20 protein-coding genes are annotated in these 22883 nt (G+C 64.2%); 10 read left to right on the top strand and 10 right to left on the bottom strand.

Annotation, left to right across the window (positions count from 1 at the left end; genetic code table 11):
• Positions 1-301: 301 nt before the first annotated feature.
• Together QM467_RS02640 and QM467_RS02635 are read left to right on the top strand one after the other, a co-directional pair.
• Complete coding sequence (locus tag QM467_RS02640) at positions 302-1363, top strand: permease (protein WP_283364726.1); 1062 nt, start codon at positions 302-304, stop codon at positions 1361-1363.
• 16 nt (positions 1364-1379) lie between these two features.
• Complete coding sequence (locus tag QM467_RS02635) at positions 1380-1616, top strand: thioredoxin family protein (RefSeq protein WP_283364725.1); 237 nt, start codon at positions 1380-1382, stop codon at positions 1614-1616.
• Positions 1617-1629: 13 nt separating this feature from the next.
• Here the strand turns inward: QM467_RS02635 and miaA are convergent, their stop codons facing one another.
• A complete protein-coding gene (gene miaA, locus QM467_RS02630; RefSeq protein WP_283364724.1) occupies positions 1630-2550 on the bottom strand; it encodes a tRNA (adenosine(37)-N6)-dimethylallyltransferase MiaA in 921 nt (306 codons plus the stop codon).
• Here miaA and serB point away from each other — a divergent pair.
• The 6 genes from serB (at position 2542) to ppk2 (ending at position 8562) form a co-directional block, all read left to right on the top strand.
• Complete coding sequence (serB, locus tag QM467_RS02625; RefSeq protein WP_283364723.1) at positions 2542-3477, top strand: phosphoserine phosphatase SerB; 936 nt, start codon at positions 2542-2544, stop codon at positions 3475-3477. The genes miaA and serB overlap by 9 nt on opposite strands.
• A gap of 160 nt (positions 3478-3637) precedes the next feature.
• Positions 3638-5080, top strand: a complete 1443-nt coding sequence (cysS, locus tag QM467_RS02620) for a cysteine--tRNA ligase (protein WP_283364722.1) — start codon at positions 3638-3640, stop codon at positions 5078-5080.
• A complete protein-coding gene (locus tag QM467_RS02615; RefSeq protein WP_283364721.1) occupies positions 5077-5220 on the top strand; it encodes a hypothetical protein in 144 nt (47 codons plus the stop codon). The genes cysS and QM467_RS02615 overlap by 4 nt, the downstream gene beginning before the upstream one ends.
• On the top strand, positions 5220-5717 hold the full coding sequence (locus QM467_RS02610) for a GNAT family N-acetyltransferase (protein ID WP_283364720.1): 498 nt from the start codon (positions 5220-5222) through the stop codon (positions 5715-5717). The genes QM467_RS02615 and QM467_RS02610 overlap by 1 nt, the downstream gene beginning before the upstream one ends.
• Entirely contained in the window at positions 5714-7318 is a 1605-nt protein-coding gene (cimA, locus tag QM467_RS02605) for a citramalate synthase (RefSeq protein ID WP_283364719.1), read from the top strand. The genes QM467_RS02610 and cimA overlap by 4 nt, the downstream gene beginning before the upstream one ends.
• 134 nt (positions 7319-7452) lie before the next feature.
• Positions 7453-8562, top strand: a complete 1110-nt coding sequence (gene ppk2, locus QM467_RS02600; protein WP_283364718.1) for a polyphosphate kinase 2 — start codon at positions 7453-7455, stop codon at positions 8560-8562.
• A 75-nt stretch (positions 8563-8637) separates the two neighbouring features.
• Here ppk2 and QM467_RS02595 read toward each other — a convergent pair whose 3' ends face one another.
• The 5 genes from QM467_RS02595 to QM467_RS02575 form a co-directional block, all read right to left on the bottom strand.
• Positions 8638-10710, bottom strand: coding sequence for an acyltransferase family protein (locus tag QM467_RS02595; protein WP_283364717.1), 2073 nt, complete (start codon positions 10708-10710; stop codon positions 8638-8640).
• A 3-nt stretch (positions 10711-10713) separates the two neighbouring features.
• Complete coding sequence (ilvN, locus tag QM467_RS02590; RefSeq protein WP_283364716.1) at positions 10714-11271, bottom strand: acetolactate synthase small subunit; 558 nt, start codon at positions 11269-11271, stop codon at positions 10714-10716.
• A 48-nt stretch (positions 11272-11319) separates the two neighbouring features.
• Positions 11320-13080, bottom strand: a complete 1761-nt coding sequence (locus QM467_RS02585) for an acetolactate synthase 3 large subunit (protein WP_283364715.1) — start codon at positions 13078-13080, stop codon at positions 11320-11322.
• 306 nt (positions 13081-13386) lie between these two features.
• Entirely contained in the window at positions 13387-13956 is a 570-nt protein-coding gene (gene rsmD / locus QM467_RS02580; protein WP_283364714.1) for a 16S rRNA (guanine(966)-N(2))-methyltransferase RsmD, read from the bottom strand.
• A 3-nt stretch (positions 13957-13959) separates the two neighbouring features.
• Positions 13960-15489 (bottom strand): pseudouridine synthase, encoded by a 1530-nt coding sequence (locus QM467_RS02575; RefSeq protein WP_283364713.1) that lies wholly within the window; start codon positions 15487-15489, stop codon positions 13960-13962.
• A gap of 60 nt (positions 15490-15549) precedes the next feature.
• On the opposite strand from QM467_RS02575, the gene QM467_RS02570 reads away from it, so the two are divergent.
• Entirely contained in the window at positions 15550-16014 is a 465-nt protein-coding gene (locus QM467_RS02570) for a nucleoside deaminase (protein ID WP_283364747.1), read from the top strand.
• Positions 16015-16029: 15 nt separating this feature from the next.
• On the opposite strand, the gene QM467_RS02565 is transcribed toward QM467_RS02570, so the two are convergent.
• The 4 genes from QM467_RS02565 to modA form a co-directional block, all read right to left on the bottom strand.
• Positions 16030-17613, bottom strand: coding sequence for a putative bifunctional diguanylate cyclase/phosphodiesterase (locus QM467_RS02565; protein ID WP_283364712.1), 1584 nt, complete (start codon positions 17611-17613; stop codon positions 16030-16032).
• Between the two features lie 258 nt (positions 17614-17871).
• Positions 17872-19197 (bottom strand): Hint domain-containing protein, encoded by a 1326-nt coding sequence (locus QM467_RS02560; RefSeq protein WP_283364711.1) that lies wholly within the window; start codon positions 19195-19197, stop codon positions 17872-17874.
• 364 nt (positions 19198-19561) lie between these two features.
• The gene (locus QM467_RS02555; RefSeq protein WP_283364710.1) at positions 19562-20416 is read right to left on the bottom strand and encodes an SHOCT domain-containing protein; all 855 of its coding nucleotides are present in this window, start codon (positions 20414-20416) and stop codon (positions 19562-19564) included.
• Positions 20417-20591: 175 nt separating this feature from the next.
• Entirely contained in the window at positions 20592-21428 is an 837-nt protein-coding gene (gene modA / locus QM467_RS02550; RefSeq protein ID WP_283364709.1) for a molybdate ABC transporter substrate-binding protein, read from the bottom strand.
• A 109-nt stretch (positions 21429-21537) separates the two neighbouring features.
• Between modA and QM467_RS02545 the strand changes: the two genes are divergently transcribed.
• On the top strand, positions 21538-22836 hold the full coding sequence (locus tag QM467_RS02545; RefSeq protein ID WP_283364708.1) for a DUF3422 family protein: 1299 nt from the start codon (positions 21538-21540) through the stop codon (positions 22834-22836).
• Positions 22837-22883 lie beyond the last annotated feature (47 nt).

Here is a 22883-nt window from a genome sequence, read left to right as displayed (position 1 = left end):
CGGCGGCGTGGATCGTGGCGCGTTCGATATGGGGGAGTGAGCCATTCCGTCATCGCGAGGAGCGAAGGCGACGAAGCAATCCAGAGCCGGCAAGCCGGCGCGGATTGCTTCGCGTCGCTCGCAATGACGGACCCGGCCGAAGTTGCGCGTCTTATCCCGAATGCTCCATTACATATATGCGGCATCGCGCATATATTGCGCCGCATGAAGTTCGTTTCCATTATGGCTCCTCGCGACGAACCTTGCCGCCTCGGCGCGCCGCGATCATGATCGCAGCGTCGTAATGCGGGAAGGACGCCCAATGAGCGTGAACGCCCCTCCAGATCTTCAATCCGGACCTCGGGAGCCGACGGCTTTGTGGGTCGGCGCGACGGCGGCGATGATCGCCCTGTGGTTTGCGGTCTATGGACGACTGCCCTGGCTTTCCGATTGGGCGACAGGGCTTTTGCCGCTCGTTCCCGGCAGCCATCTGGCCGAAGCCGTCCGGTTTTTCATCTATGACACCCCGAAGGTGTTGATGCTGCTCACGCTCGTCGTCTTCGCCATGGGCGTCGTGCGCAGCTTTTTCTCGCCGGAACGCACCCGCGCGCTTCTCGCGGGCAAACGCGAGGGTATCGGCAATATCGCGGCGGCGGCGCTTGGAATTTTCACGCCCTTCTGTTCCTGCTCGGCGGTGCCTCTGTTTGTCGGCTTCGTCTCCGCGGGCGTTCCGCTGGGCGTGACATTCTCCTTCCTGATCGCCGCTCCGATGATCAACGAAGTCGCGCTGGGGCTTCTGTTTGCTCTGGTGGGCTGGAAAGTGGCGCTGACCTATCTGTCCTTTGGCCTTGGCGTGGCGATCGCCTCCGGCTGGGTGATCGGGCGGCTGCATCTTGAAAGCTGGCTCGAGGAATGGGTGCGCAACGTGCGCGCCGGCGCGGTCGAAACGCCCGTCGAAACGATCTCGGTCGTGGACCGCATCAAGGCCGGCGTCGAGGCGGTGCGCGACATCGTCGGCAGGGTCTGGATCTGGATCATTGTCGGCATCGCCGCCGGGGCCTTGATCCATGGCTATGCGCCCGAAGATCTGCTTGCCTCCATCATGGGTAAGAACAGCTGGTGGTCCGTGCCGGCCGTCGTCGTCATCGGCGTTCCGATCTATTCCAATGCGGCGGGCATCATTCCGGTGGTCGAAGCCTTGCTCGGCAAGGGCGCGGCGCTGGGCACGGCGCTCGCTTTCATGATGAGCGTGACCGCGCTGTCGTTCCCGGAAATGATCATCCTGCGCAAGGTGCTGACGGCGAAGCTTCTTGCCGTGTTCGTCGGCGTTGTCGCGTTGGGAATCGTCGCCGTCGGCTATTTGTTCAACACTTTGTTCTCCTGAAGGAAAGGCCAATCCCATGAGAGACGTCAAGGTTCTCGGTTCGGGCTGCAAACGCTGTCAGGAGACGGAGCAGATGGTGCGAACGGAAGCCCAGCGGCTCGGCGTCGACATCACGATTGAAAAGGTGACGGATTACGCGGAGATCGCCAAATTCGGCGTCCTTTCCACGCCGGGCGTCGTGATCGACGGCAAGGTCGTACATGCGGGCGGGATCCCGAAGGCGGCGGATCTGGCGAAATGGCTCATGGCGTGACGGCTTCGTTCCGTCAGTCCACGGCCTCCCACACAAATTCCGGCAATTGCGTCCGCGCGAAAGTGAATTGCCTTTTGGCGTATTGGCGGCTGTCGCGTTTGCTCTTCTCGACCGCCGCCTCCAGCGAAATTTCGCCGCGCAAAAAAGCGCTCAGCCCGGGGACGCCGACGGCGCGCATCGCTGGCAGCGCGGGGTCGAGGTTGCGGACGATCAGACGGCGGACCTCATTGAGCGCCCCGGCCTCCATCATCCGGTCGAAACGCGCGTCGATGCGAGCGTTGAGCGCCGCGCGCTCCGGCGCCAGAAACAGGCAATCGCATCGCGCAGCATCGAGCAAAGGCGGCTGCCGCGCGCCCTGAAAACTTGAGAGCGGCGCGCCGGCGGCCTCGAAAATCTCCAGCGCGCGCAGGATGCGCTGCGGGTCGGTCGGGCGCAGCCGGCCCGCCGTTTCCGGGTCGCGCGCGCTCAATTTCGCATGGAGTTCGGCGGGCGTCGCGCCCTCGGCCTCAGCGCGCACGCGGGCGCGCACCTCGTCCGGCACGGCGGGGATGTTCGAGAGGCCTTGCAACAAAGCCTTGAAATACATGCCGGTTCCGCCGACGAAGATTGGCAGGCGGCCGCTGCGTCGAGCCTCGTCCAGCGCGGCGGTCGCGTCCGCGAGCCATTGGCCGACGGAATAGTTGCGTTCGGCCGCGATATGGCCGAAAAGCAGATGCGGTATGTCGCCTGTCTCCTCCGGTGTCGGGCGCGCCGACAGGATCGGCAGATCCTGATAGACAGCCATGGAATCGGCGTTGATGACGACGCCGTCCAAATCCCGCGCCAGTTCAATGGCTCGGGCGGACTTGCCGCTGGCCGTGGGCCCTGCCAGAAGAACGGCCTGAACATCCTTCCGATTCGACAAGTTGCGAGCGTTCAAAACTTTATGACCCATGTCGCTACATTGGTTGGCGCGCCCGGCGCCGATGCCCTGACCGCCGAAATTCTTGCCGCGGCTTCGAGCCGCCTGCCCGGCGCGCGTGGGCCGGTCATCCTTGCCCCGAACGAGGCGGCAGACATTCCTTTCGCACCCGGCGCGGCCTATGGCAATCACGCCGAGGGGGCCTTCGCCGACGCCGCCTATTGCCGCGCGGCGATGTCGGTCCTTCGCCTCGCGCTCGGCGACGCGCCGGTCGATATCTTCGTCCAGCCGATCGCCTGGCGGCGCAAGAAACTGCTGCTCGCCGACATGGATTCAACCATGATCGGGCAGGAATGCATCGATGAGCTGGCTGACTTCGTCGGGCTGAAGGAACAGGTCGCGGCGATCACCGAACGCGCGATGCGCGGCGAGATCGCCTTCGAACCCGCCCTGCGCGAGCGCGTCGCCCTCCTCAAAGGCCTTGCCGCCAGCGTCGTGGAAACGGCGATCAACGAGCGCATCACGCTGACGCCCGGCGGTCGCGCCCTGGTGCAGACCATGCGCGCCCATGGCGCCTATACCGCGCTGGTTTCGGGCGGCTTCACTGTCTTCACCTCGCGCATCGGCGAGGCCATCGGCTTCCATGAGAACCGCGCCAACACGCTCCTGATCGAAGAAGGCCGGTTCGCCGGCCATGTGGCCGAACCCATTCTCGGCAAGGCGGCCAAGCTCGCGACGCTTCAGGAGTTGACCGCGAGCCACGAACTGTCGCCCGAGCAGACTCTGGCCATCGGCGACGGCGCCAATGATCTCGCCATGCTGGAGGCCGCCGGCCTCGGCGTGGCCTATCACGCCAAGCCCGCCGTGGCCGCTGCCGCGCAGGCGCGGGTCGATCACGGCGACCTCACCGCCTTGCTCTATGCGCAGGGTTTTGCGGCACATGAATTCGTGACAGAATGAAATCCTTGACGGCGCCGGCTGAAATCAGCATGGTGCGGCCATGACGCATTCGAACATTCTTTGCCGGATTTCGATTATCAGCTAGCTGCAAGCTGGCTGGCGCCGTCATGTCTCCCCAAATCCATCGAGATCGACGTCCCGGCCAAAGCCTGGGGGATTCATGTCCGTTTCGACGCCGCTCAAACTTTACAACACGCTTTCGCGCGAGCGTGAGATCTTTGTCCCGCTCGATCCGGACCATGTGCGGCTCTATGTCTGCGGGCCGACCGTCTATGATTTCGCCCATATCGGCAACGCCCGGCCATTGATCGTCTTCGACGTTCTGTACCGCCTGCTGCGCGAAAAATATGGCGCGGATCACGTCAAATATGTCCGCAACATCACCGACGTGGACGACAAGATCAACGCCCGCGCCGCCGAGCGCGCCATCACGATCCGCGAACTGACGGAAGAAACCAACCGCGTCTTTCAGGAAGATGTGGCGGCGCTGAACTGCCTGCCGCCCGACGTGCAGCCGCGCGCCACCGAGCATATTGCGGAAATGATCGCGATCATCGAGAAGCTGATCGCCAATGGCCACGCCTATGCCGCCGACGGCCACGTGCTGTTCGACGTGCCCTCGATGCCGGACTATGGCGCGCTGTCGCGCCGTCCGCTTGACGACATGATCGCGGGCGCCCGCGTCGATGTCGCGCCCTACAAGAAGGGCGAGATGGATTTTGTGCTCTGGAAGCCCTCGAAGGAGAGCGAGCCGGGCTGGGACAGCCCGTGGGGCCGTGGCCGTCCGGGCTGGCATCTCGAATGCTCGGCCATGTCGCACAAGCATCTTGGCGAGATGTTCGACATCCACGGCGGCGGCATCGATCTCGTCTTCCCGCATCACGAGAACGAAATCGCCCAGACCCGCTGCGCCTTCGGCCATGACGTGATGGCGAACGTCTGGATGCATAACGGCTTCCTGCAGGTCGAAGGCGAGAAAATGTCGAAGAGCCTCGGCAATTTCGTCACCATCCACGAGCTGCTGCACAGCGACAAATTCGGCGGCAAGGCCTGGAGGGGCGAGGTTCTGCGCCTCGCCATGATGCGCAGCCATTACCGCCAGCCGATAGACTGGACCGTGAAGGCGCTGGAAGAAGCCGAAAAGACCCTTTCGCGCTGGTACGCCATTTTGCGCGCGCAAGGCGTCAATTCCGATACCGCCTTTGACGCGCCTTTGCGTCAGGCCTTCGCCGAGGCGCTGTGCGACGATCTCAACATCCCGCGCGCCATGGCCGAACTGCACGCCATGGCGGCCAAGGCCGAGCCGCGCGAGAGCGACAGCCAGACCGCGAGAGCGGAGGCCGAAAAGCTTTTGCGCGCCGCGAACCTGTTGGGCCTGCTGGAGGACGATCCCGCCGCCTGGGACCAGAAGGGTCCGGAACTCGCGGTCGACGTCGCGGAAGTGGAAAAACTGGTGTCGGAACGCCTCGCCGCGCGGAAAACCCGGAATTTCGCGGAATCCGACCGGTTGCGCGACCTGCTGGCCGACATGGGCGTGAAGCTCAAGGACGGCAAGGACAAGACGACCGGCGAGCCGACCACGGAATGGGAGGTCGCGGGATGAGCGAACCATCCGACGACAAGGAAAAGAACTGGCGCGACTCGCTGCCTTTCCCGGCCCATTGGCTCATTTATCTCGTGGCGAAGCTGGTCGTGCTGGCTTTGGTCGCGGGGTTCACGTTGCATTGGTATGGATTGCTGTGATGGCCACAAAGATCGCCCTGCGCCCGGCCCTGCCAGCCGACACGCCTTTGCTCGCCGCCTTGTTTCGCGCCAGCATCGAGGAGCTGGCGCAGGAGGATTACAGCGACGCGCAAATCGACGCCTGGGCGGCGCTTGCCGACGATGAAGCCGCCTTCGCGCAAAAGCTCGCCGGCGCCCTGACCATCGTCGCCCTGATCGGCGGCGAAATCGCCGGCTTCGCCAGCCTCAAGGGCGCGAATTCGCTGGACATGCTCTATGTCCATCCCTCCTTCGCCCGCAAGCGCGTGGCGACGCAACTATGCGACGCAATGGAAAAGCTCGCGGGCGCGCGTCACGCCGTGATCCTCACCGCCGACGTCTCCGATTGCGCGCAGCCCTTCTTCGCCGGACGCAACTATGCGCCGCTCCAGCGCAACATGGTTTTTGTTGGCGATGAAGTCCTGGGCAACACCACCATGACAAAAAAGCTCGCCCCCGTGAAAGAACAGGTCCAATGAGCCGCGAACGCGTCACTCTGTTTGACACCACCCTGCGCGACGGCGCCCAAACCACGGGCGTCGATTTCTCGCTCGACGACAAGAAGCAGATCGCGGGTCTGCTCGACGCGCTTGGCGTGGATTACATCGAGGGCGGCTATCCCGGCGCCAATCCGCTGGACACGGAGTTTTTCAAGTCTCGAAGGACAACCAATGCGCATTTCGCGGCCTTCGGAATGACGAAGCGGGCGGGACGCTCCGCGGCCAACGATCCGGGCGTCGCCGCGCTGCTGGACAGCGCCGCCGACACCATCGTCTTCGTCGCCAAGAGCTGGGACTATCAGGTCCATGTCGCGCTCGGCTGCAGTTTGGAGGAAAATCTCGAAGGCGTGACCGACAGCGTTGGCGCCGCCGTGGCGGCGGGCCGCGAGGCGATCGTCGATTGCGAACATTTCTTCGACGGCTACAAGGCCAATCCGGAATATGCGCTGGCCTGCGCCGAGGCCGCCTACAAGGCGGGCGCGCGCTGGGTCGTGCTGTGCGACACCAATGGCGGCACGCTTCCCCACGAAATCGAGGCCATCGTGCGCGCGGTCGCGGCGCGCGTGCCCGGCGATCATCTCGGCATCCACGCCCATAACGACACCGAACAGGCGGTCGCCAATTCGCTGGCCGCATTGCGCGGCGGCGTCCGCCAGATCCAGGGCGCGCTGAACGGACTGGGCGAGCGCTGCGGCAACGCCAATCTCTGCTCGATCATCCCGACGCTGTTGCTGAAGCCGGAGTTTTCCGAGAAATACGATATCGGCGTGACGCTGGAGAGCCTGCGCGGCCTGACCAAGCTGAGCCATACGCTCGACGAATTGCTCAACCGGGCGCCCGACCGCCACGCGCCCTATGTCGGCGCCTCGGCCTTCGCGACCAAGGCCGGCATCCACGCTTCGGCGGTGATGAAGGACCCGCGCACCTATGAGCATGTGACGCCCGACACGGTCGGCAACGTCCGCCGCGTGCTGGTTTCCGACCAGGCCGGGAAGTCCAACATCCTCGCCGAACTGGAGCGGCTGGGCGTGGCCGTCGCCAAGGACGACCCCCGCGTATTGCGGCTGCTGAACGCGGTGAAGGAGAAAGAGGCGCAGGGCTACGCCTATGAGGGCGCCGACGCCAGTTTCGAACTGCTGGCGCGGCGCGTGCTCGGCCATGTGCCGGATTATTTCGAGGTCGAGCGCTTCCGCGTCGATGTCGAGCGCCGCCATAATGCGCAAGGCGAGCTGGAGACGTTCTCCGAAGCCACAGTGCGGGTGAAGATCGACGGCGAGAACCTGATCTCGGCAGCCGAGGGCAACGGACCCGTTCATGCGCTCTATGTCGCGCTGTGCAAGGATCTCGGCAAATATCAGAAATATATCGCCGATATCGAACTGCTCGACTTCCGCGTGCGCGTGTTCCAGGGCGGCGCGGACGCGGTGACGCGCGTGCTGATCGAATTCGGCGACAAGAACGGCGAGCACTTGAATGGCGAGACCTGGACCACCGTCGGCGTCTCGCCCAATCTGATCGACGCCTCTTTCCAGGCCTTGCTCGATGCCATCGACTACAAATTGCTCAAGGCGGGGGCCTGAGTCGGCCTTTTTCTTTCCTCGGCATTGCGCCGGATCATGGCGGACGCGCAATTATTACAATAGCGTGACAACAACCTGCCGGGGCGCCTTGCGCGCGTCGGGCTTCGCATATCCGCCGCCTGGAGGAAGTCAGCTTGGACCAAAAAACCGACAAAGCCGAAACCGTCGTCGCCGCGCCGGAGCCCGCCAACGTCGCGCCCGCGCCGGCGCCCACCTTGCCGTCCCTGACCGTCGCTCCGACGCCGGCCAAGGCCCTCGCGCCGGCGAACGCCGCCGCGACAAGAAAGCCCGTGACCAAACCCAAGGCCAAGGCCGAGGCCAAGGCGGGGGCCGAGCTCGGGGCCGAGGCTGGCGCCGCCGACAGCCCGCAGCACCATCTCGCCCAGATGCGTCACGACCCCGCCGCGATCCGCCGCGTGTTCGAGACCGGCGAGTATCCCTATGCCGCGCGCATGCGCACCGCGCCCTATGAAGAGCACATGCTGAAATTGCAGCAGGAATTGCTCAAGGCGCAGCGCTGGGTCGAACAGACCGGCGAGAAGATCGTCATGCTGTTTGAAGGCCGCGACGCCGCCGGCAAGGGCGGCACGATCAAGCGCTACATGGAGCATATGAACCCCCGCACGGCCCGCGTGGTGGCGCTGCAGAAGCCGACCGAACGCGAGCGCACGCAATGGTACTTCCAGCGCTATATCTCGCAATTGCCGTCGGCCGGCGAAATATGCCTGTTTGACCGCTCCTGGTATAATCGCGCCGGCGTCGAGCGCGTGATGGGCTTCTGCACCCCGACCGATTATCTCGAATTCATGCGCCAGTGCCCGGAAGTCGAACGCATGCTGACGCGGTCGGGCGTCAGATTGTTCAAATACTGGTTCTCGGTCTCGCGCGAGGAGCAGCGCCGCCGCTTCGAGGCCCGCAAGGACGATCCGCTCAAGCAATGGAAGCTCTCGCCGATCGACCTCGCCTCGCTCGGCAAATGGGACGAATATACTGAGGCCAAGGAAGCGATGTTCTTCTATACGGACACTGCCGACGCGCCCTGGATCATCGTCAAATCCGACGACAAGAAGCGCGCCCGCCTCGCCTGCATGACGCATTTCCTGTGGTCCCTGCCCTATCCCAACAAGGATCTGAGCATCGTCCGCCCGCCGGACCCGCTGATCGTCGGCTCGACCGAGCATGTCATCGGCCACGACCTGCACATCATCGACAAGACGGTGCATCCCAATCTGAAAAGAGGCTGACGACAGCCAGACGCCCACAAAAAAAGGCCCGCCGGCAAGCGGGCCTTCTCTTTTTTCACGCGCGCGGCACGCGGTTCAGTTCGGCTTCTGCGCCTTCGCGGCCGCCAACGCCGGCGCAAGCGCCGGGACGAGGAAATTCTTCACCGCATAGATCGAGCCGGCGTTGCTGTAATGGCCATAGTCGGTGGCGATCATGTCATCGGGCACGCGCGGTCCGACGAAGCGGCGGCAGCCCTGTTCCCCGCAAAGTTTTGCGGCCTGCGAAATGTAGAAGACGTTTTCACCCCACTTGTGCGCGGCGAAGAGCGCGTCGATTTCGAGGCTTTCCGGGTTCAGATTTTCGCGCGAGATTTCGCTTGGAACGCGACCGGCGAGCACTTCGCGGCCCACCAGAATCGGCAGGCCGGGCGACCAGGTCGGCACCTGCCCCAGCACGAAAAGGGGCGCCTGCACGCCGGCCTGACGCAAAGCCGCGACATTGGCGTCGAACTGCTTCAGAAAGTCCGGCAGATAGCGGACATAGCCATAATAGAACTCCGCGAAATAGGCGCCGACGACGATGGCCGCGGGCTGGAGCCCGACAATGTTGCGGACAATCTCCTCATTGACCGCCCGGCAGCGCGACGATCCCGTGATGCCGCCGCGCCAGTCGGTCTGCGCGATGAGCGGAGCGCAGCCCAGCGACGACAGCACGACAATGTTGACGTTGTCGCCATAGGCGCTTCTAAGGCCGGCGAGCAGATGCAGCATGTGTGAATCGCCGAGGAAAACGATGGTTGGCTTGCCGGGATGGTCGAGCCTGGCGCAATTCCGCTCGCTGAAGAAGGCCTTGGCCTTCTCGCGCGCCTTGTCGATCGAGTCCCGGTCGTGGACGCGATTTTCGCTGCAACGGAGCTTTTCGACCGGGCCGTCGCCGCCGCCAAGCTGATAGTTGAACACCGTCAGCACCGGATCGGGAAAGCGGTGCGGAAAACCATTGGTCGAGCGGGTGACGCTGCCGAGCAGCCCCGCGAGCGCGAGCCCGGCCAGCAGCGGCGCCGCCACGGCCAGAGGCTTGCGGCTATAGGCCGCCGCGACGGGGCCTTCAAGGTAACGCCAGGTCAGAAAAGCCAGCAGGACCGACAACCCGAGCAGGCCCGCCGTGAGCGCCGGAGGGAGATGATCGCCGATCTGGTTATGAGCGAAGGACAGCAGCGGCCAATGCCAGAGATAAAGCGGATAGGAGATCAGGCCAAAAAACTGCGCGACGCGATTTCCGAACACGATCTGGCTGATCCGCGCGCCCGGCGAGGCGATGACCAAAGCGCAGCCGACGGTGGGAACGAGCGCCAGGGAACCCGGCCAGGGCGCCGCCTCGTTCAGGAGCCAGAAGACGCTGAACAGCATCATGAACAGGCCCAGACCCGCGCCCAGATTGGCGGCGCGCGGCGAAGGCCGGTCCGGCTGCCAGAATACCTCGCGCAGCGCCAGCATCGCGCCAAGCGCCAGTTCCCAGGCGCGCGCGCTCAGGAAATAGAAGGCGGCCGTCGAGTCGATGCCCGTCATGACGATGCAGAAGACGAGCGAGACGAGGAAAATGACAGCGACAGCGGGCGCCAGGAACCGGCGCGCCTTGAACAGGCCGAGCAGCAGCGCGGGCCAGACCAGATAGAACTGCTCCTCGATGCTCAGCGACCAGAGATGCAGCAGCGGAAAATAGCGGGCGTTGGGCAGGAAATAGGCCCCCGGCGCGCCGGCGTTGCGGTAAAGCCAGAGATTGACCGAGAAATAGGAGCTGGCCTCCATATGGCCGCCGAAACGGCGGAACTCGGTCGGATCGAGCAGCGTATAGGCGACGATCCAGCTCGAAAACAGCACCAGCAGCAGCGCCGGCAGAATGCGCTTGACGCGCTTGCCATAGAAGCTGAGCAGCGAAAACGCGCCCGCCGCGCGCTCGCTCAGGATGATCCGCGAGATCAGGAAGCCGGAAATGACGAAGAAGATGTCGACGCCGGCGAAACCGCCGGGAACGGGAAGCCCGCCGTGAAAGGCGAGCACCGCCAGCACGGCCAGCGCGCGCAGGCCGTTGATGTCGGGACGAAAGTCATGATGCGCGAGTGGTCTCGACGCGGTCGCGCCAAGACCGCTTCCCGATACGAGCTTGTCCAACCGTCACATCCCCTGCGGACCGCGGGTGATGGCGGCGACGCCGGTGCGCGAGACTTCGACCAGCCCGATCGGGCGCATCAGCTCGACGAAATCGTCGATCTTCTTGGCCGCGCCGGTCAGTTCGAAAATGAAGCTGTCCAGCGAGGCGTCGATGACCCGGGCGCGGAAGGCCTCGGCGAGACGCATTGCCTCCATGCGGTTCTCGCCCTTTCCCTTCACCTTGATCATCGCCAGCTCGCGCTGGATGGCGTTGCCGAGGATGGTCAGGTCCGTGACCTTGTGGATCGGCACAATGCGTTCGAGCTGATGTGAAATCTGCTCGATCGTCTCCGGCGTGCCGGTGGTGACAATGGTGATCCGCGAAAGCTGCTGCGCATGGGCGACTTCGGCCACGGTCAGGCTTTCGATATTATAGCCGCGGCCGGAAAACAGGCCGACCACGCGGGCGAGAACGCCCGGTTCGTTATCGACAAGCACGGAAAGTGTGTGCGTCTCGGAACGCGACGCCTTGCCATTGGAAGAGGAATAGGGCGAGAGCGCGGCGGGGGTCTGGGCGTTCATGAAGGCCGTCCGATCTTGAAATGGGTCCCAACTTGGCGAAGCGTGGCGTCAGACCAGCATCTTGCCCTTGTCGTCGATGACGCTGCCGATATCCTCGTCCGCGTCGGGCAGGATCATCTCGTTATGCGCCTTGCCCGACGGGATCATGGGCAGGCAGTTTTCCGACTTGTCCACGACGCAGTCGAACACCACCGCCTCGGGGCTGTCGATCATTTCCTGGATCGCGGCGTCGAGCTGCGACGGATCGGAGCAGCGCATGCCCTTGAGGCCATAGGCCTCGGCGAGCTTGACGAAATCGGGCAGAGCCTCGGAATAGGACGAGGAATAGCGCCCGCCATGCAGCAATTCCTGCCACTGGCGCACCATGCCCATATATTCGTTGTTCAGGATGAAGATCTTCACCGGGCAGCGATATTGCTTGGCCGTCGAAAGCTCCTGGATGTTCATCAGGATCGAAGCCTCGCCCGCGATGTCGATCACCAGCGAATCGCGGTTGGCGAGCTGGGCGCCGATCGCCGCCGGCAGGCCGTAGCCCATGGTGCCGAGGCCGCCGGAGGTCATCCAGCGGTTGGGCTCCTCGAAGCGATAATGCTGCGCGGCCCACATCTGGTGCTGGCCGACTTCCGTCGTGATGTAGGTCTTGCGACCCTTGGTCAGTGCGTAGAGGCGCTCGACCGCATATTGCGGCTTGATCGTGCTCTCGGACTTCTTGTAGCCGAAAGAATTGCGGCCGCGCCAGCGATCGATCTGGCTCCACCATTCGGCAAGCGCCTTCTTTTCGACCGAATGCGCCTCGGAACGCCACAGCCGCACCATGTCTTCCAGCACATGGGCGCAGTCGCCGATGATGGCGAGATCAACCGGCACGTTCTTGTTGATCGAGGAGGGGTCGATGTCGATATGGATCTTCTTGGAATAAGGCGCGAAGGCGTCGAGGCGGCCGGTGATGCGGTCGTCGAAACGCGCGCCGACGCAGACCATCAGGTCGCAATCATGCATCGCGTTATTGGCCTCGTAGGAGCCGTGCATCCCCAGCATGCCGAGCCAGTTCTTGCCGGAGGCCGGATAGGCGCCGAGGCCCATCAGCGTCGAGGTGATCGGGAAGCCGGTCTGCGCCACCAGATCGCGCAGCAGGGTCGAAGCCAGCGGGCCGGCGTTGATGACGCCGCCGCCGGTGTAGAAGATCGGCTTCCTGGCCTTGGACATCATGGCCAGGGCCTGCTTGATCTTGCCGATGTCGCCCTTGAGCTGCGGCTGATAGGTCTTGTGCTGGACGTTCTTCGGTGCGGAATAGGTCCCGCTGGCGAATTGCACGTCCTTCGGAATGTCGATCACCACCGGGCCGGGGCGCCCCGAGCGCGCGATATAGAACGCCTCGTGCAGGATGCGCGGCAGGTCCTCGATACGGCGGACGAGATAATTGTGCTTGGTGCAATGGCGAGTGATGCCGACCGTATCCGCCTCCTGGAAGGCGTCCGAGCCGATCAGATGGGTCGGCACCTGGCCGGTGATGCAGACCAGCGGGATCGAATCCATCAAGGCGTCAGTGAGGCCGGTGACGGCGTTGGTCGCGCCCGGGCCGGAAGTCACCAACAGGCAGCCGACCTTGCCGGACGACCGCGCATAGCCTTCCGCCGCATGGGCCGCGCCCTGCTCGTGGCGGACGAGGACATGCTCGATCTTGGTCTGGTGAAAGAGAGCGTCATAGATCGGAAGGACCGCGCCGCCCGGATAACCGAACAAATGCGTCACGCCCTGGTCCTGCAGGGCCTGGACCACCATTTCGGCGCCGGTCATGATCTTCGACATTTTCAGCTCCAGCTCATCTGTTTCGTTTTGTTTCCATGCCCGCGACATTCGTGGTCATGGGTCCCCTCGCATCAGCTCGGCGTCGCGTTCGCTCCTGACCGGGCCTCTGGCCCGAGGGTCCGGACACGGCCCATTCCGGCGCGACCAAAATAAAAAAGGCCCCTTTCGGGACCCGGGTATGCGCCATCGGCAGGTGATCCGGGTCAGTCCCGGCCCGCTCGTGGCGCTCGAATAACTACAAGGATTTTCCGCATTGGGAACGTTTCCTGAATGATGCGCCTGTCATAGGGCACGCTCCGGGGTGGGTCAAGCCTGTCCCTTGGGCGCATGACGCAAAAAAATCGCTTCCGTTTCGCCGTAATCGCGACGCTCAAGCAGGTCGAAGCCCGCCGCCGGCTCGAAAACGGCCGCCGCCGCCTCCTCCACGATCACCAGGGCTTCCGGCGCCAGCCAGCCGCCGCGCGCCAGCGAAATCAGCGCCGGCTCGGCCAGGCCACGGTTATAGGGCGGATCGAGAAAGGCCAGCGTATAGGGCGGGCCGGGCGGCGCGGCGCCAAGTCGGCGGGCGTCGCGTCGGAAGATGCGCGTGACCCCGCCCAGCCCCAGAGCCTCGACATTTTCGCGCAGAAGCGCACGCGCCTGCGAACCGTCGTCGACAAAAAGGCAGAATTCGGCGCCGCGCGAAACCGCCTCCAGCCCGAAGGCGCCCGTGCCCGCGAAAAGGTCGATCACCCGCGCGCCCGGAACAGGATCGCCATAGGAATGGGCCAGAATATTGAACAGGGTCTCGCGCAGGCGGTCGGAAGTCGGGCGAATGCCCTCCCCGCGCGGACCTTGCAGAGTGCGCCCTTTCAGCCGCCCGCCAACAATCCGCACGGCTTATTTTCTTCCGGGATTTCTTGTTCCGGGACTTCTTGGCGGCTTTCTCGGTCCCGACGATCCGCCGCCCGAAGGTTTAGCGCCAAAGGGCTTGCCGCCAGCAGGCCTGCCGCCAGCGGGCTTGCCCCCAGTCGGCTTCCGGTCTTGCGGACGGTCACCCGCCGGCCTGTCGCCAAATCCCCGGCTCGGTTTTTCTCCGCGCGGGCGTGAAAAATCCCGGCCTCCGGCGTTGTCGTCGCGCGACGCTCCGTCGCGGCGGAAATGCTTGGCCGCGCCGGTCTCGCCGGAAAATTTTTCCGCGCGCGCGCCGCCTTTTCCGGACGGGCCTTTTCGCGCGGGCGCGTCCACCTTCTCCCTCTCCGCGCGGAAGCGGCGGGCGTTGCGCGTATCCTCCGGTTCGGCGCGCGGCCCCGCCGTGCTGACGCGCTCGACCAGGACCTTGCGGCCCCTGCGGTCCTCGGTCGCGCCGCTTTCGACGCGCCGGCGCGGGCCTTTTTCCGCCTTGTAGCGTGCGCTGCGCAGGGCCGAGACATGTTTGCGCGGCCCGGCTTTTTCCGTTCCCATCTTCTTTTCCGGCCGCCGGGTTTCTGTTTCTTGCGGCGGCCGTTTCGGACGCGGCCCGCTATTCTCGCGGGGCCCGCGCAGTTCCGGCTCGGGTTCCGGCGTCCGGTCGATGACCGGGCCGTCGAAATCGACGCCCGCCTCCTGCGCCAGATGCGCGCCAAGCTGGTCGGCCAGCACGCGCGTGCGCACCTCCTCGACCACGCCCTCCGGCGTCTCGCCAAGCTGGAACGGGCCGTAGGACAGGCGGATCAGGCGGTTGGTCGCAAGGCCGAGATGTTCCAGCAGGCGCTTGACCTCGCGGTTCTTGCCCTCGCGCAGGCCGAGCGTGATCCAGACATTGGCGCCCTGCACACGATCGAGCTTGGCGTCCACTCCAGCGTAATCCACGCCGTCGATGGTGACGCCCTTGGCGAGCGTGTCGAGTTTGGCCTGATCGGTCGCGCCATTGGCGCGGGCGCGATAGCGGCGCAGCCAGCCGGTCGAAGGCAGCTCCAGCACGCGCGCGAGACCGCCGTCATTGGTGAGCAGCAGCAGGCCCTCGGTGTTGATGTCGAGCCGGCCGATCGACATCAGGCGCGGCAGATGCGGGTTCTTTTCCGCGATATAGTCGAAAACCGTGGGCCGGCCTTCCGGGTCGCGGTCGGTCGTGACGAGTCCGCGCGGCTTGTGGAACAGGAAGAGCCGGGTGCGCTCGCGGGTCGAGAGCGGCCGGCCGTCCACCGTGACCTTATCGTCGTCGGTGACGTTTTTGGCAGCGCTGGTCAGAACCTCGCCATTGACGGCGACGCGGCCCTGCTCGATCCACAGCTCCGCGTCGCGGCGCGAGCACAGGCCGGCGCGCGCCATGACCTTGGCGATGCGCTCGCCCTCGAAATCGCGCGCGGCGGGCGCGGGCTTTTTCGCCGCCGGTTTCCGGGCGGCGGGCTTGCGGGCGGGGCCGGGCTTTTTGGGAGTGTCGTTTTCCATTGCCGTCTGATAGCAGAGGCGGCGTTGTTGCGAAACATTTGCGTGAGGCTCGCCTTGCCCTTGCCCGAAACCTCAGCCGACGCTTTTTCCGATCCCTGGGCGCGCGCCTTCGCCGAGGCGCGGGCGGCGGCGGCGCGCGGCGAGGCGCCCATTGGCGCCTGCGTGGTCAGGGACGGCGAAATCCTCGCCAGCGCTGGCAATCGCACGATTCAAGACCACGACCCGACCGCCCATGCCGAAGTGCTGGCGATCCGCGCGGCGGCGAGGCGGCTGAAGGACGAGCGCCTGATTGGCTGCGACCTCTATGTGACGCTGGAGCCTTGCGCCATGTGCGCCGGGGCGATCTCCTTCGCCCGCATCCGCCGGCTTTATTTCGCCGCCGAGGACGAAAAGGGCGGCGCTGTGGAGAACGGCCCGCGTTTTTTCGCCCAGAAGACCTGCCATCACCGCCCGGAGATCTATGGCGGAATCCGCGCCACGGAGGCCGCCGAAATGTTGCGCGACTTCTTCAAGGCGCGGCGCTGACCAAACAGCGGTGGCTTATCCGGCGTTGGCCCGTCCAGGCTGCTCGACGCGATTCGTGATCCGGATGTTTTCGAGGAAGCGGTCGGCGGCGTCTTTCGGCATCGGCCGCCCGAACAGATAGCCCTGACCGAAGGTGCAGCCCTGGCGCGACAACCAGTCAAGATTTGATGTGGTTTCGATGCCCTCGGCCGTGGTCTCCATGCCGAGGCTCGCGCCAAGTTGAATAATGGCGTCGACCAGCTTGGCGCCCTCGCTGCCCTGCATGAGCGTCGTGACGTAGCTCCTGTCGATCTTGAGCTTGTTGAACCGCAGTTCGCGGAGATGATAAAGGCTCGAATAGCCAGTTCCGAAATCGTCGAGGGCGATCTTCACGCCGATATTCTGAAGCGACATCAGCGCCGAACGCGCGGCCTGGAGATCATTGATGATCGCCGTTTCGGTGATTTCTGTTTCGAGACGGCTCGGGGCGAAGCCCGTCTCGGTCAGGATGGCGAGGACCCGCTGGGGCAGACGCGGATCCTGAAGCTGCTGCGGCGCCACATTAACGGAGAGCAGGAGGTGGGGCGGCCAGTTTTGCGCGCTCATGCAGGCTTGATGGAGGAGGCTGTAGAACAGATCGCCGATCATTCCGGTCTGCTCGGCGACCGGAATGAAAATGTCCGGAGCAATCAACCCCTTGGTCGGATGGTTCCAGCGGGCCAGCGCCTCGAAACCGACGAGGTCCTCGGACGGGAGCCTGACGACAGGCTGGAAGAAAGGAACGAATTCGCCGCGCGCGATCCCCAGGCGCAGATCGGATTCCAGTTCCGCCCGCGCCTTCAAGGCGGCGCCCATCTCGGCCGCAAAAATGCGAAACGTCCCGCGCCCGTCCCTCTTGCCCTCATACATCGCAAGATCCGCCGCATGCAGCAGGCCTTCGGGCTCATTGTTGTCCAGCGTCACCGGGGCGATCCCGATCGTCGCGTCCACATGAATCCGGTTGTGATTCCAGTGAATGGGCGCCCGTATCGCGGCGATGATTTGCTCCGCCAGCACAATGAGCGTGTCCGGCCCTTCGCCATAGGGCACGACGACAGCGAATTCATCGCCGCCCAGACGGGCCACGACGCCTCTTGAAGGAACGATCTGGCGCAACCTGTCCGCGACGGCGCAAATCACGGCGTTTCCAGCGGCATGGCCATGGACGTCGTTGACCGGCTTGAACCGGTCGAGATCAATGACCATGACAGCAAGCCGGTCCCCGGGCTGATGCGACTTCATCATCCCGTCAAACAGTTCAAGGAAGAAACGGCGGTTGGCGAGCCCGGTCAGCGCATCATGGCGCGCGATGGATTCGGTGCGCATTTCCGCGGCGGCGCGACCCCTCATGGCTTTGCGCAGCAGGAAAGACTTGCGGATTGTCGCGGCGACCGCGCCCAGACCTATACATCCGCTCAACATCACAAGATTCAGCAGATCATGTTCCGCCGAAAAATAAAAAAAGTAATCAAAGAAGCCGAATTTCGTGCCGAACACCCAGACGCAATAGCCCATCATCATGAGGCACAGCATTTCGTAAAGTTCGCCTTGCCCCCATGAATCTTGTTTCGCGCTCGTCATCAGGCAAATTTCCAGTATTAAAGGTTATCGCTCGCATTATCCTCCCGTGATTACAAGCCAAGCCCTTAATACAAAGTAATATTTGCAATATTAACACTCGTTATCATTAACGGTACACAACCAAACCGAAATCAGTCCTCTCCGATTGAAATCGATGGTCTCCGGGGGCGCAATCCCACAAATCTGAAATGCAAGGGCGGGCTTCCAGCCTCGCCACGTCCGCGATGGCGCGTGGCGGTTCAGGCGAGCGACAAATATTCAGGCGACCGCCGCAGCCTCTTCGGCGCCGATGCTTTTCGCACGCGCGTCAAGCGCCGTCCGAATGCGCAGCGGGACCTGTCGGCGCGCTTTCGCGCGCGGGAGCGCCAGTTCGACGATTGGCTTGCCCTCTGGAAAAAGGGCGTCATGCTCGGCCCAATTGTCGAAGTTGAGGCGGTCGGCGTTGTCGATGAACGTCTCCGCCGGCGTGTTTTCCGCCAGGATCAGGGAATGATCGTCCAGTTCGACGTGGTAATAGACAAAGACCGAAGAGACCTCGCTCTCGCGGACGATCGACGTTCCATTGACCAGCGCGGCGGCCTGGATCAGCACGCCGCCGACCAGCAGCGCGTGATCGGGCGACAGCAGCAGATCGCGAGAAGGGACGTTGTCGGCCAGCGCTCCGGCCTTGACGCGGATCGGCCAGTTGCGCAACGGATCGGCGAAGATCGCGGAAATGGTCTGCCGCCCGACCCAGCGAATGGGCTTCGCCGCGCCATCGGCCGTCACGACCAGATCGCCGCGTTCGAGCGTTTCGACCGCCGCCTCGCCATCCGGCGTGCGGATCAACGTGCCGGCCATGAAGCAGAAAACCTGAATCGTGTCCGCTGTTGCGGCATTGTTGGGGCCGGTCAGGCCGAACGCGCCGGTGATGGTGCTGAGAAGGTTATAGTCGTTATAGGCGGTGTTGTAGTTTCCCGGCACGACATTGGCGCCGTACAGAATGGCTGGAACCTGATTAGTCGTCTGGGCTGACGCGTCGTTGCTTTCGTCCCACACGACGACAAGCAAGGAATTATTGGTCAAGGCCCATTGCGCGTAGGCGGCCAGATTGGCCTGAAGCCAGCTGTCTCCCGCCGCGATCGTTCCGCTGTGCATGTCATTGGTGATGCTCGGGATGACATAGGACACGGACGGAAGAGAGGAATAGTTCCCGCTCGGAAACAGCGCAGGAAAACTGGTGAAATTGGTCTGAACCGAATAGCCCTCGGGGAAAGAAACCCAGGGGTCATGGTTGAGATCGCTGCCGCCGCCAGTCGTATCGACATAGCCGGTGAAGGTGAGGCCGGCGTTATGCAAGACCGTATAGAGGGTCGGGTCCGGCTCGCTATACGCATTGTCGTCGGTGGTGCCGAAGGTGGAGCCTGCGTAAAGCGCGAAATAGTTCGGCTGGCTCGGATGCATCAAGGCGCTGAAATTGGTCAGATTGGCGCCGCCCGCCATCAGGCTGTTGATGAATGGAGCGTCGGGGTTCCCCGCGATCTCGCTGTAATTATGGTTTTCCATAACGACGACGACGATGTGGCTATAGGCTGGGACCGCCATGAAACCATCTCCGCAAAACGAAGCGCGCCGACTTCCCGCCGTCGCGTCAAACCGCCAAAGCCCCTCGCCGCCGCGACAATTTCGCCGGGTTCGATCAGTCCGGCCGGTTCGCCCTTAAATCATTCGCTCGCCCGCGCTCCTCAGCCGGTCGCGAAGAGGGGCCGGAAAGCCGAAGCGCAATCGGTTCCGCCCGGCCATGTCGTCAACGCAAATTACCATGGCGCCGACGCCGCATTCAGGCGCCAAATCGGCGCGATGAATACCGCTAAAGCATTAGGCTCAGCCTCGGCGGAAAAAGCGAGGCGCGCGGAAAGGCCACTTCGGCCGGGCGCCCGAGACCATGACCGCCATTGCGCGTCGTTGTTCAGAGCCGGCTGAGCAACTCCGCCTTTTTTGCCGCGAATTCTACTTCCGTGAGAATGTTCTTCTGACGGAGATCGGCAAGGCGTTCGAGCGCGGAGAAAATATCGTCCTTGGAAGCAAGGCCGCCCGGCGCGGCCGCGACGGGCTCCGGCGCAGGCGGAGCGAAAGGCGCAGGCTGTTGCTGGGCAGGCGCCGACTGTGGCGGCGAGGCGTTTTCCCCCGCTGGCGAAACCAAAGGCAGATCGGCGACGCGGACCAGTCCATACTGGCTGGTGAAGGTCACCGACTGATCGCCGCCCTGCTGCTGCGAGAAACCGCCGATATTGTGATCAAGCGTATCATAGACCCGCGTCTGCCCGCCGACCTGCACGGCGAGGCGCCGCGCGGCCGGGAAATAGGCGTAGCGCAAATCGTTCTGCGCGCCGGTGGACGAGGGCGAGCCGAGTTCGGCGGGCCACCAGGATCCGGAGCCCGGCCCCTGCACGAACAGGCTGGAGCCCGAATTCAGGAAACCGGAAGAGCCGCCCCCCTGGTTCTGCCATGAAGAACCTTGCGACTGCGACTGGCTCGAGGCCGGCGCGGCGAACATCGTCTGGCTGCGGAGCAGGGCGGAGATCTCGTCGCACAGCGCGGAAACCCGATATTTCAGATTCTGATTGAACATATCGCCAATCATGATCATCCCGCCCTGGGACCATTGCCCCATGCCGCCGAATTCGGGATGGTTGAACTGCGCCTGCGTTCCATAGCCGGCGGCGACGGCGCGCAGCAGCGTGGCGACCGCGTCGGAACTGAAGTCGGTTCGCTGCGCCATGTCGTTGACGAGCCGCTGCCCATCGGGCGTGAGGTCTTGCATGCTGCCGGCTCCGGTTTGGCGCCTCCAGGGCGGGGCGTCCGAGATTCCAGCAAAAAGGCGCCATTTGACGCCTCAGGTCAAGGGCTCGGCGCCCGCCCCCAAGGACCGTCCCAAGGACCGTTCCAAGAGCCGTTCCAAGGGCCGTCCCAAGACCAGCCCGACAGCCGCATCGGCGCTACTTGCCGGAGAGAATGACGAAGCCCTGCTTCTCGAAGAATTTCGCCGCTTCCGGCCCTTCGAGGAAGGCGAGAACCTTTTTGGGCGCTTCGCCCTTGGCCGCCGCCGTCAGCGCGATCGGATAGGCGATCGGCTTGTGCGAATCCGCGGGGAAGCGCGCGACGATCTTGACCTCCGGCGCGGCCTTGGCGTCCGTGGCGTAGACGATGCCGAGCGGCGTCTCGCCGCGCGAGACGAACAGCAAAGCCGAGCGCACATTGTCGGCGAAGGCGGCCTTGCCCTGAACCTCGTCCCACAGGCCCAGCTTGGTCAGCGCGGCCTGGCCATATTTGCCGGCCGGCACGCTGGCGGGATCGCCCATCGAAAGGCGGCCGTCCTTCAGGGCGGCTGCAATGCCTTCCCTGGTCAGCGCGACGGAATCGCCCGCCGCCGCCTTCGGCGCGATCAGCACCAACTCGTTGCCGAGCAGGTCTTTGCGCGTTTCCGGCGCGATCAGCTTCCTGTCGGCGAGATAGGCCATGCTCTCCTGATCCGCGCCGATGAAGATATCGGCCGGAGCGCCCGCCTCGATCTGCCGCGCGAGCGGAAAGGAGGCCGCATAGGAAATGGAGATCTCTTCGCCGGTGCGGCTTTTCCAAAGCGCCGCCGCCTCGTCGAGCGCGTTCTTCAGGCTCGCTGCGGCGAAGATCGTGACGCTCGCGCTCTTGGCGGCCGGCGCGGTCGCCGGCGCGGGCGTCGCGTCCAGCGCCAGGGCCGGCGAAAGGAAGCCGGAAAAGGCCATGGCCAGCAGCGCGCGCCGCGTCGAGGTAAGCTTCCGAATGGAAGTAAGCCGCATAGTCGTATTCTCCTTGCACGCGAATTCCTGGCATATAAAACGAAAGCCATAGACCATTGTCGAACTCGCCATCGGCAATGTGTAACAAATTTACAGCTTTGGGGGAAGCATGACGGAAGCAGGTCTGGGCGCTTCGGCTTTCGAGCAACATCCATTGCGGGCGCGCATTCTCGGCGAGTTGCACGCGCGGCCGACCCGCCCGCTGGAGACGCCGGCGCGCATCCTGCATTTCGCGTTCCTGACCGATTCCGCCCGAGTCGACGCCGACCGCGCCGCGCTGACCAAGGCCTGCGTGGAGCGCGGCCTGACCGGTCCGGACGCGCAGACCCGGCAATTCCGCATCGAATTGCAGGGCGCGACCCTGGTCTGGGAGCGGCATGGCGAGTTCATCACCCATAGCTGGGAGTTCGCGGGCCTCGACGGGGACATTCCCTTTGCCCCCTCGCCCACGGCGCTGATGCAGAAAGTGCAGATGCTGCCGCAGCCCGGGCCTCTGCTGGTCGCCGCCGATCTGCATATGCTGGAAGGCGACCGCGAGCCGTCGTCGCTCGGTGCGGCGTTCGGCCCGCTGCAAATGGCGGTCTGCGAAGCCAATGCCGGCCGCGCGCTCATCGCCACGGATTTCGCGCCGGACACCTTCGGCTTCGTGCGCATTTTCATCGCAAACCGTTCTATGCCCCCCATGGCCGCGGGCCGGCTCGCCCAGCGGGTGCTGGAGATCGAGACCTATCGCACCCTCGCGCTGATGGGCCTGCCCGAAGCGCAAAGGCTCGCGCCCTCCATCCGCCGCATCGAGGAGGAATTGCCGCGCCTGCTCGACGCGATGACCAAGGCCTCCGGCGTCGAGGCCAACCGCAAATTGCTCGACGAGTTGACCTCCCTCGCCGCCGAGCTGGAAGTCGGCGCGACCGCCAGCCTGTTCCGTTTCGGCGCGACCCGCGCCTATGACGATCTGGTGCGCACGCGCCTCGAAGCGATCAATGAAACGCCTTTGCCCGACTATCCAAGCTGGGACGGCTTCCTGACCCGGCGCCTGCATCCGGCCATCCGCACCTGCGTCAACACCGAGGCGCGCCAGGCCGATCTCTCGCGCAAGCTGGCGCGGGCGGCGCAATTGCTGCGCACGCGCGTCGATACGGAAGTGGAGGCGCAGAACGGCGACCTGCTGCGGCAGATGGGCGAGCGCGTGCAGTTGCAATTGCGCCTGCAACAGACGGTGGAAGGACTCTCCATCGCCGCCATCACCTATTACATCGCCAGCGTCGCCCATCACGTCTTCGAAGGCGCACATCAGGCGGGCCTGCATGGAATCGACCCTGCCGTGGATACGGCGATCCTGATTCCCTTCATCGTCGCTTTCGTCGGCTGGACGGTCTGGCGCATCCGCCGCAAGCACAGCGCGGAATAAGGCTGCCTCCGGCGCGAGCCGGGAGCCGTCGCTCCCGGCCGCCGATT

The sequence above is a fragment of the Rhodoblastus sp. 17X3 genome, assembly GCF_030056575.1.
GTDB lineage: Bacteria > Pseudomonadota > Alphaproteobacteria > Rhizobiales > Beijerinckiaceae > Rhodoblastus.
This window is presented reverse-complemented; position numbering and strand designations above follow the sequence as displayed.

Coding starts and splice junctions, on each gene's coding strand:
- QM467_RS02640 (WP_283364726.1), top strand. CDS start 302: ATGAGCGTGAACGCCCCTCCAGATCTTCAATCCGGACCTCGGGAGCCG.
- QM467_RS02635 (WP_283364725.1), top strand. CDS start 1,380: ATGAGAGACGTCAAGGTTCTCGGTTCGGGCTGCAAACGCTGTCAGGAG.
- serB (WP_283364723.1), top strand. CDS start 2,542: ATGACCCATGTCGCTACATTGGTTGGCGCGCCCGGCGCCGATGCCCTG.
- miaA (WP_283364724.1), bottom strand. CDS start 2,550: ATGGGTCATAAAGTTTTGAACGCTCGCAACTTGTCGAATCGGAAGGAT.
- cysS (WP_283364722.1), top strand. CDS start 3,638: ATGTCCGTTTCGACGCCGCTCAAACTTTACAACACGCTTTCGCGCGAG.
- QM467_RS02615 (WP_283364721.1), top strand. CDS start 5,077: ATGAGCGAACCATCCGACGACAAGGAAAAGAACTGGCGCGACTCGCTG.
- QM467_RS02610 (WP_283364720.1), top strand. CDS start 5,220: ATGGCCACAAAGATCGCCCTGCGCCCGGCCCTGCCAGCCGACACGCCT.
- cimA (WP_283364719.1), top strand. CDS start 5,714: ATGAGCCGCGAACGCGTCACTCTGTTTGACACCACCCTGCGCGACGGC.
- ilvN (WP_283364716.1), bottom strand. CDS start 11,271: ATGAACGCCCAGACCCCCGCCGCGCTCTCGCCCTATTCCTCTTCCAAT.
- QM467_RS02585 (WP_283364715.1), bottom strand. CDS start 13,080: ATGTCGAAGATCATGACCGGCGCCGAAATGGTGGTCCAGGCCCTGCAG.
- QM467_RS02575 (WP_283364713.1), bottom strand. CDS start 15,489: ATGGAAAACGACACTCCCAAAAAGCCCGGCCCCGCCCGCAAGCCCGCC.
- QM467_RS02565 (WP_283364712.1), bottom strand. CDS start 17,613: ATGACGAGCGCGAAACAAGATTCATGGGGGCAAGGCGAACTTTACGAA.
- QM467_RS02560 (WP_283364711.1), bottom strand. CDS start 19,197: ATGGCGGTCCCAGCCTATAGCCACATCGTCGTCGTCGTTATGGAAAAC.
- QM467_RS02555 (WP_283364710.1), bottom strand. CDS start 20,416: ATGCAAGACCTCACGCCCGATGGGCAGCGGCTCGTCAACGACATGGCG.
- modA (WP_283364709.1), bottom strand. CDS start 21,428: ATGCGGCTTACTTCCATTCGGAAGCTTACCTCGACGCGGCGCGCGCTG.
- QM467_RS02545 (WP_283364708.1), top strand. CDS start 21,538: ATGACGGAAGCAGGTCTGGGCGCTTCGGCTTTCGAGCAACATCCATTG.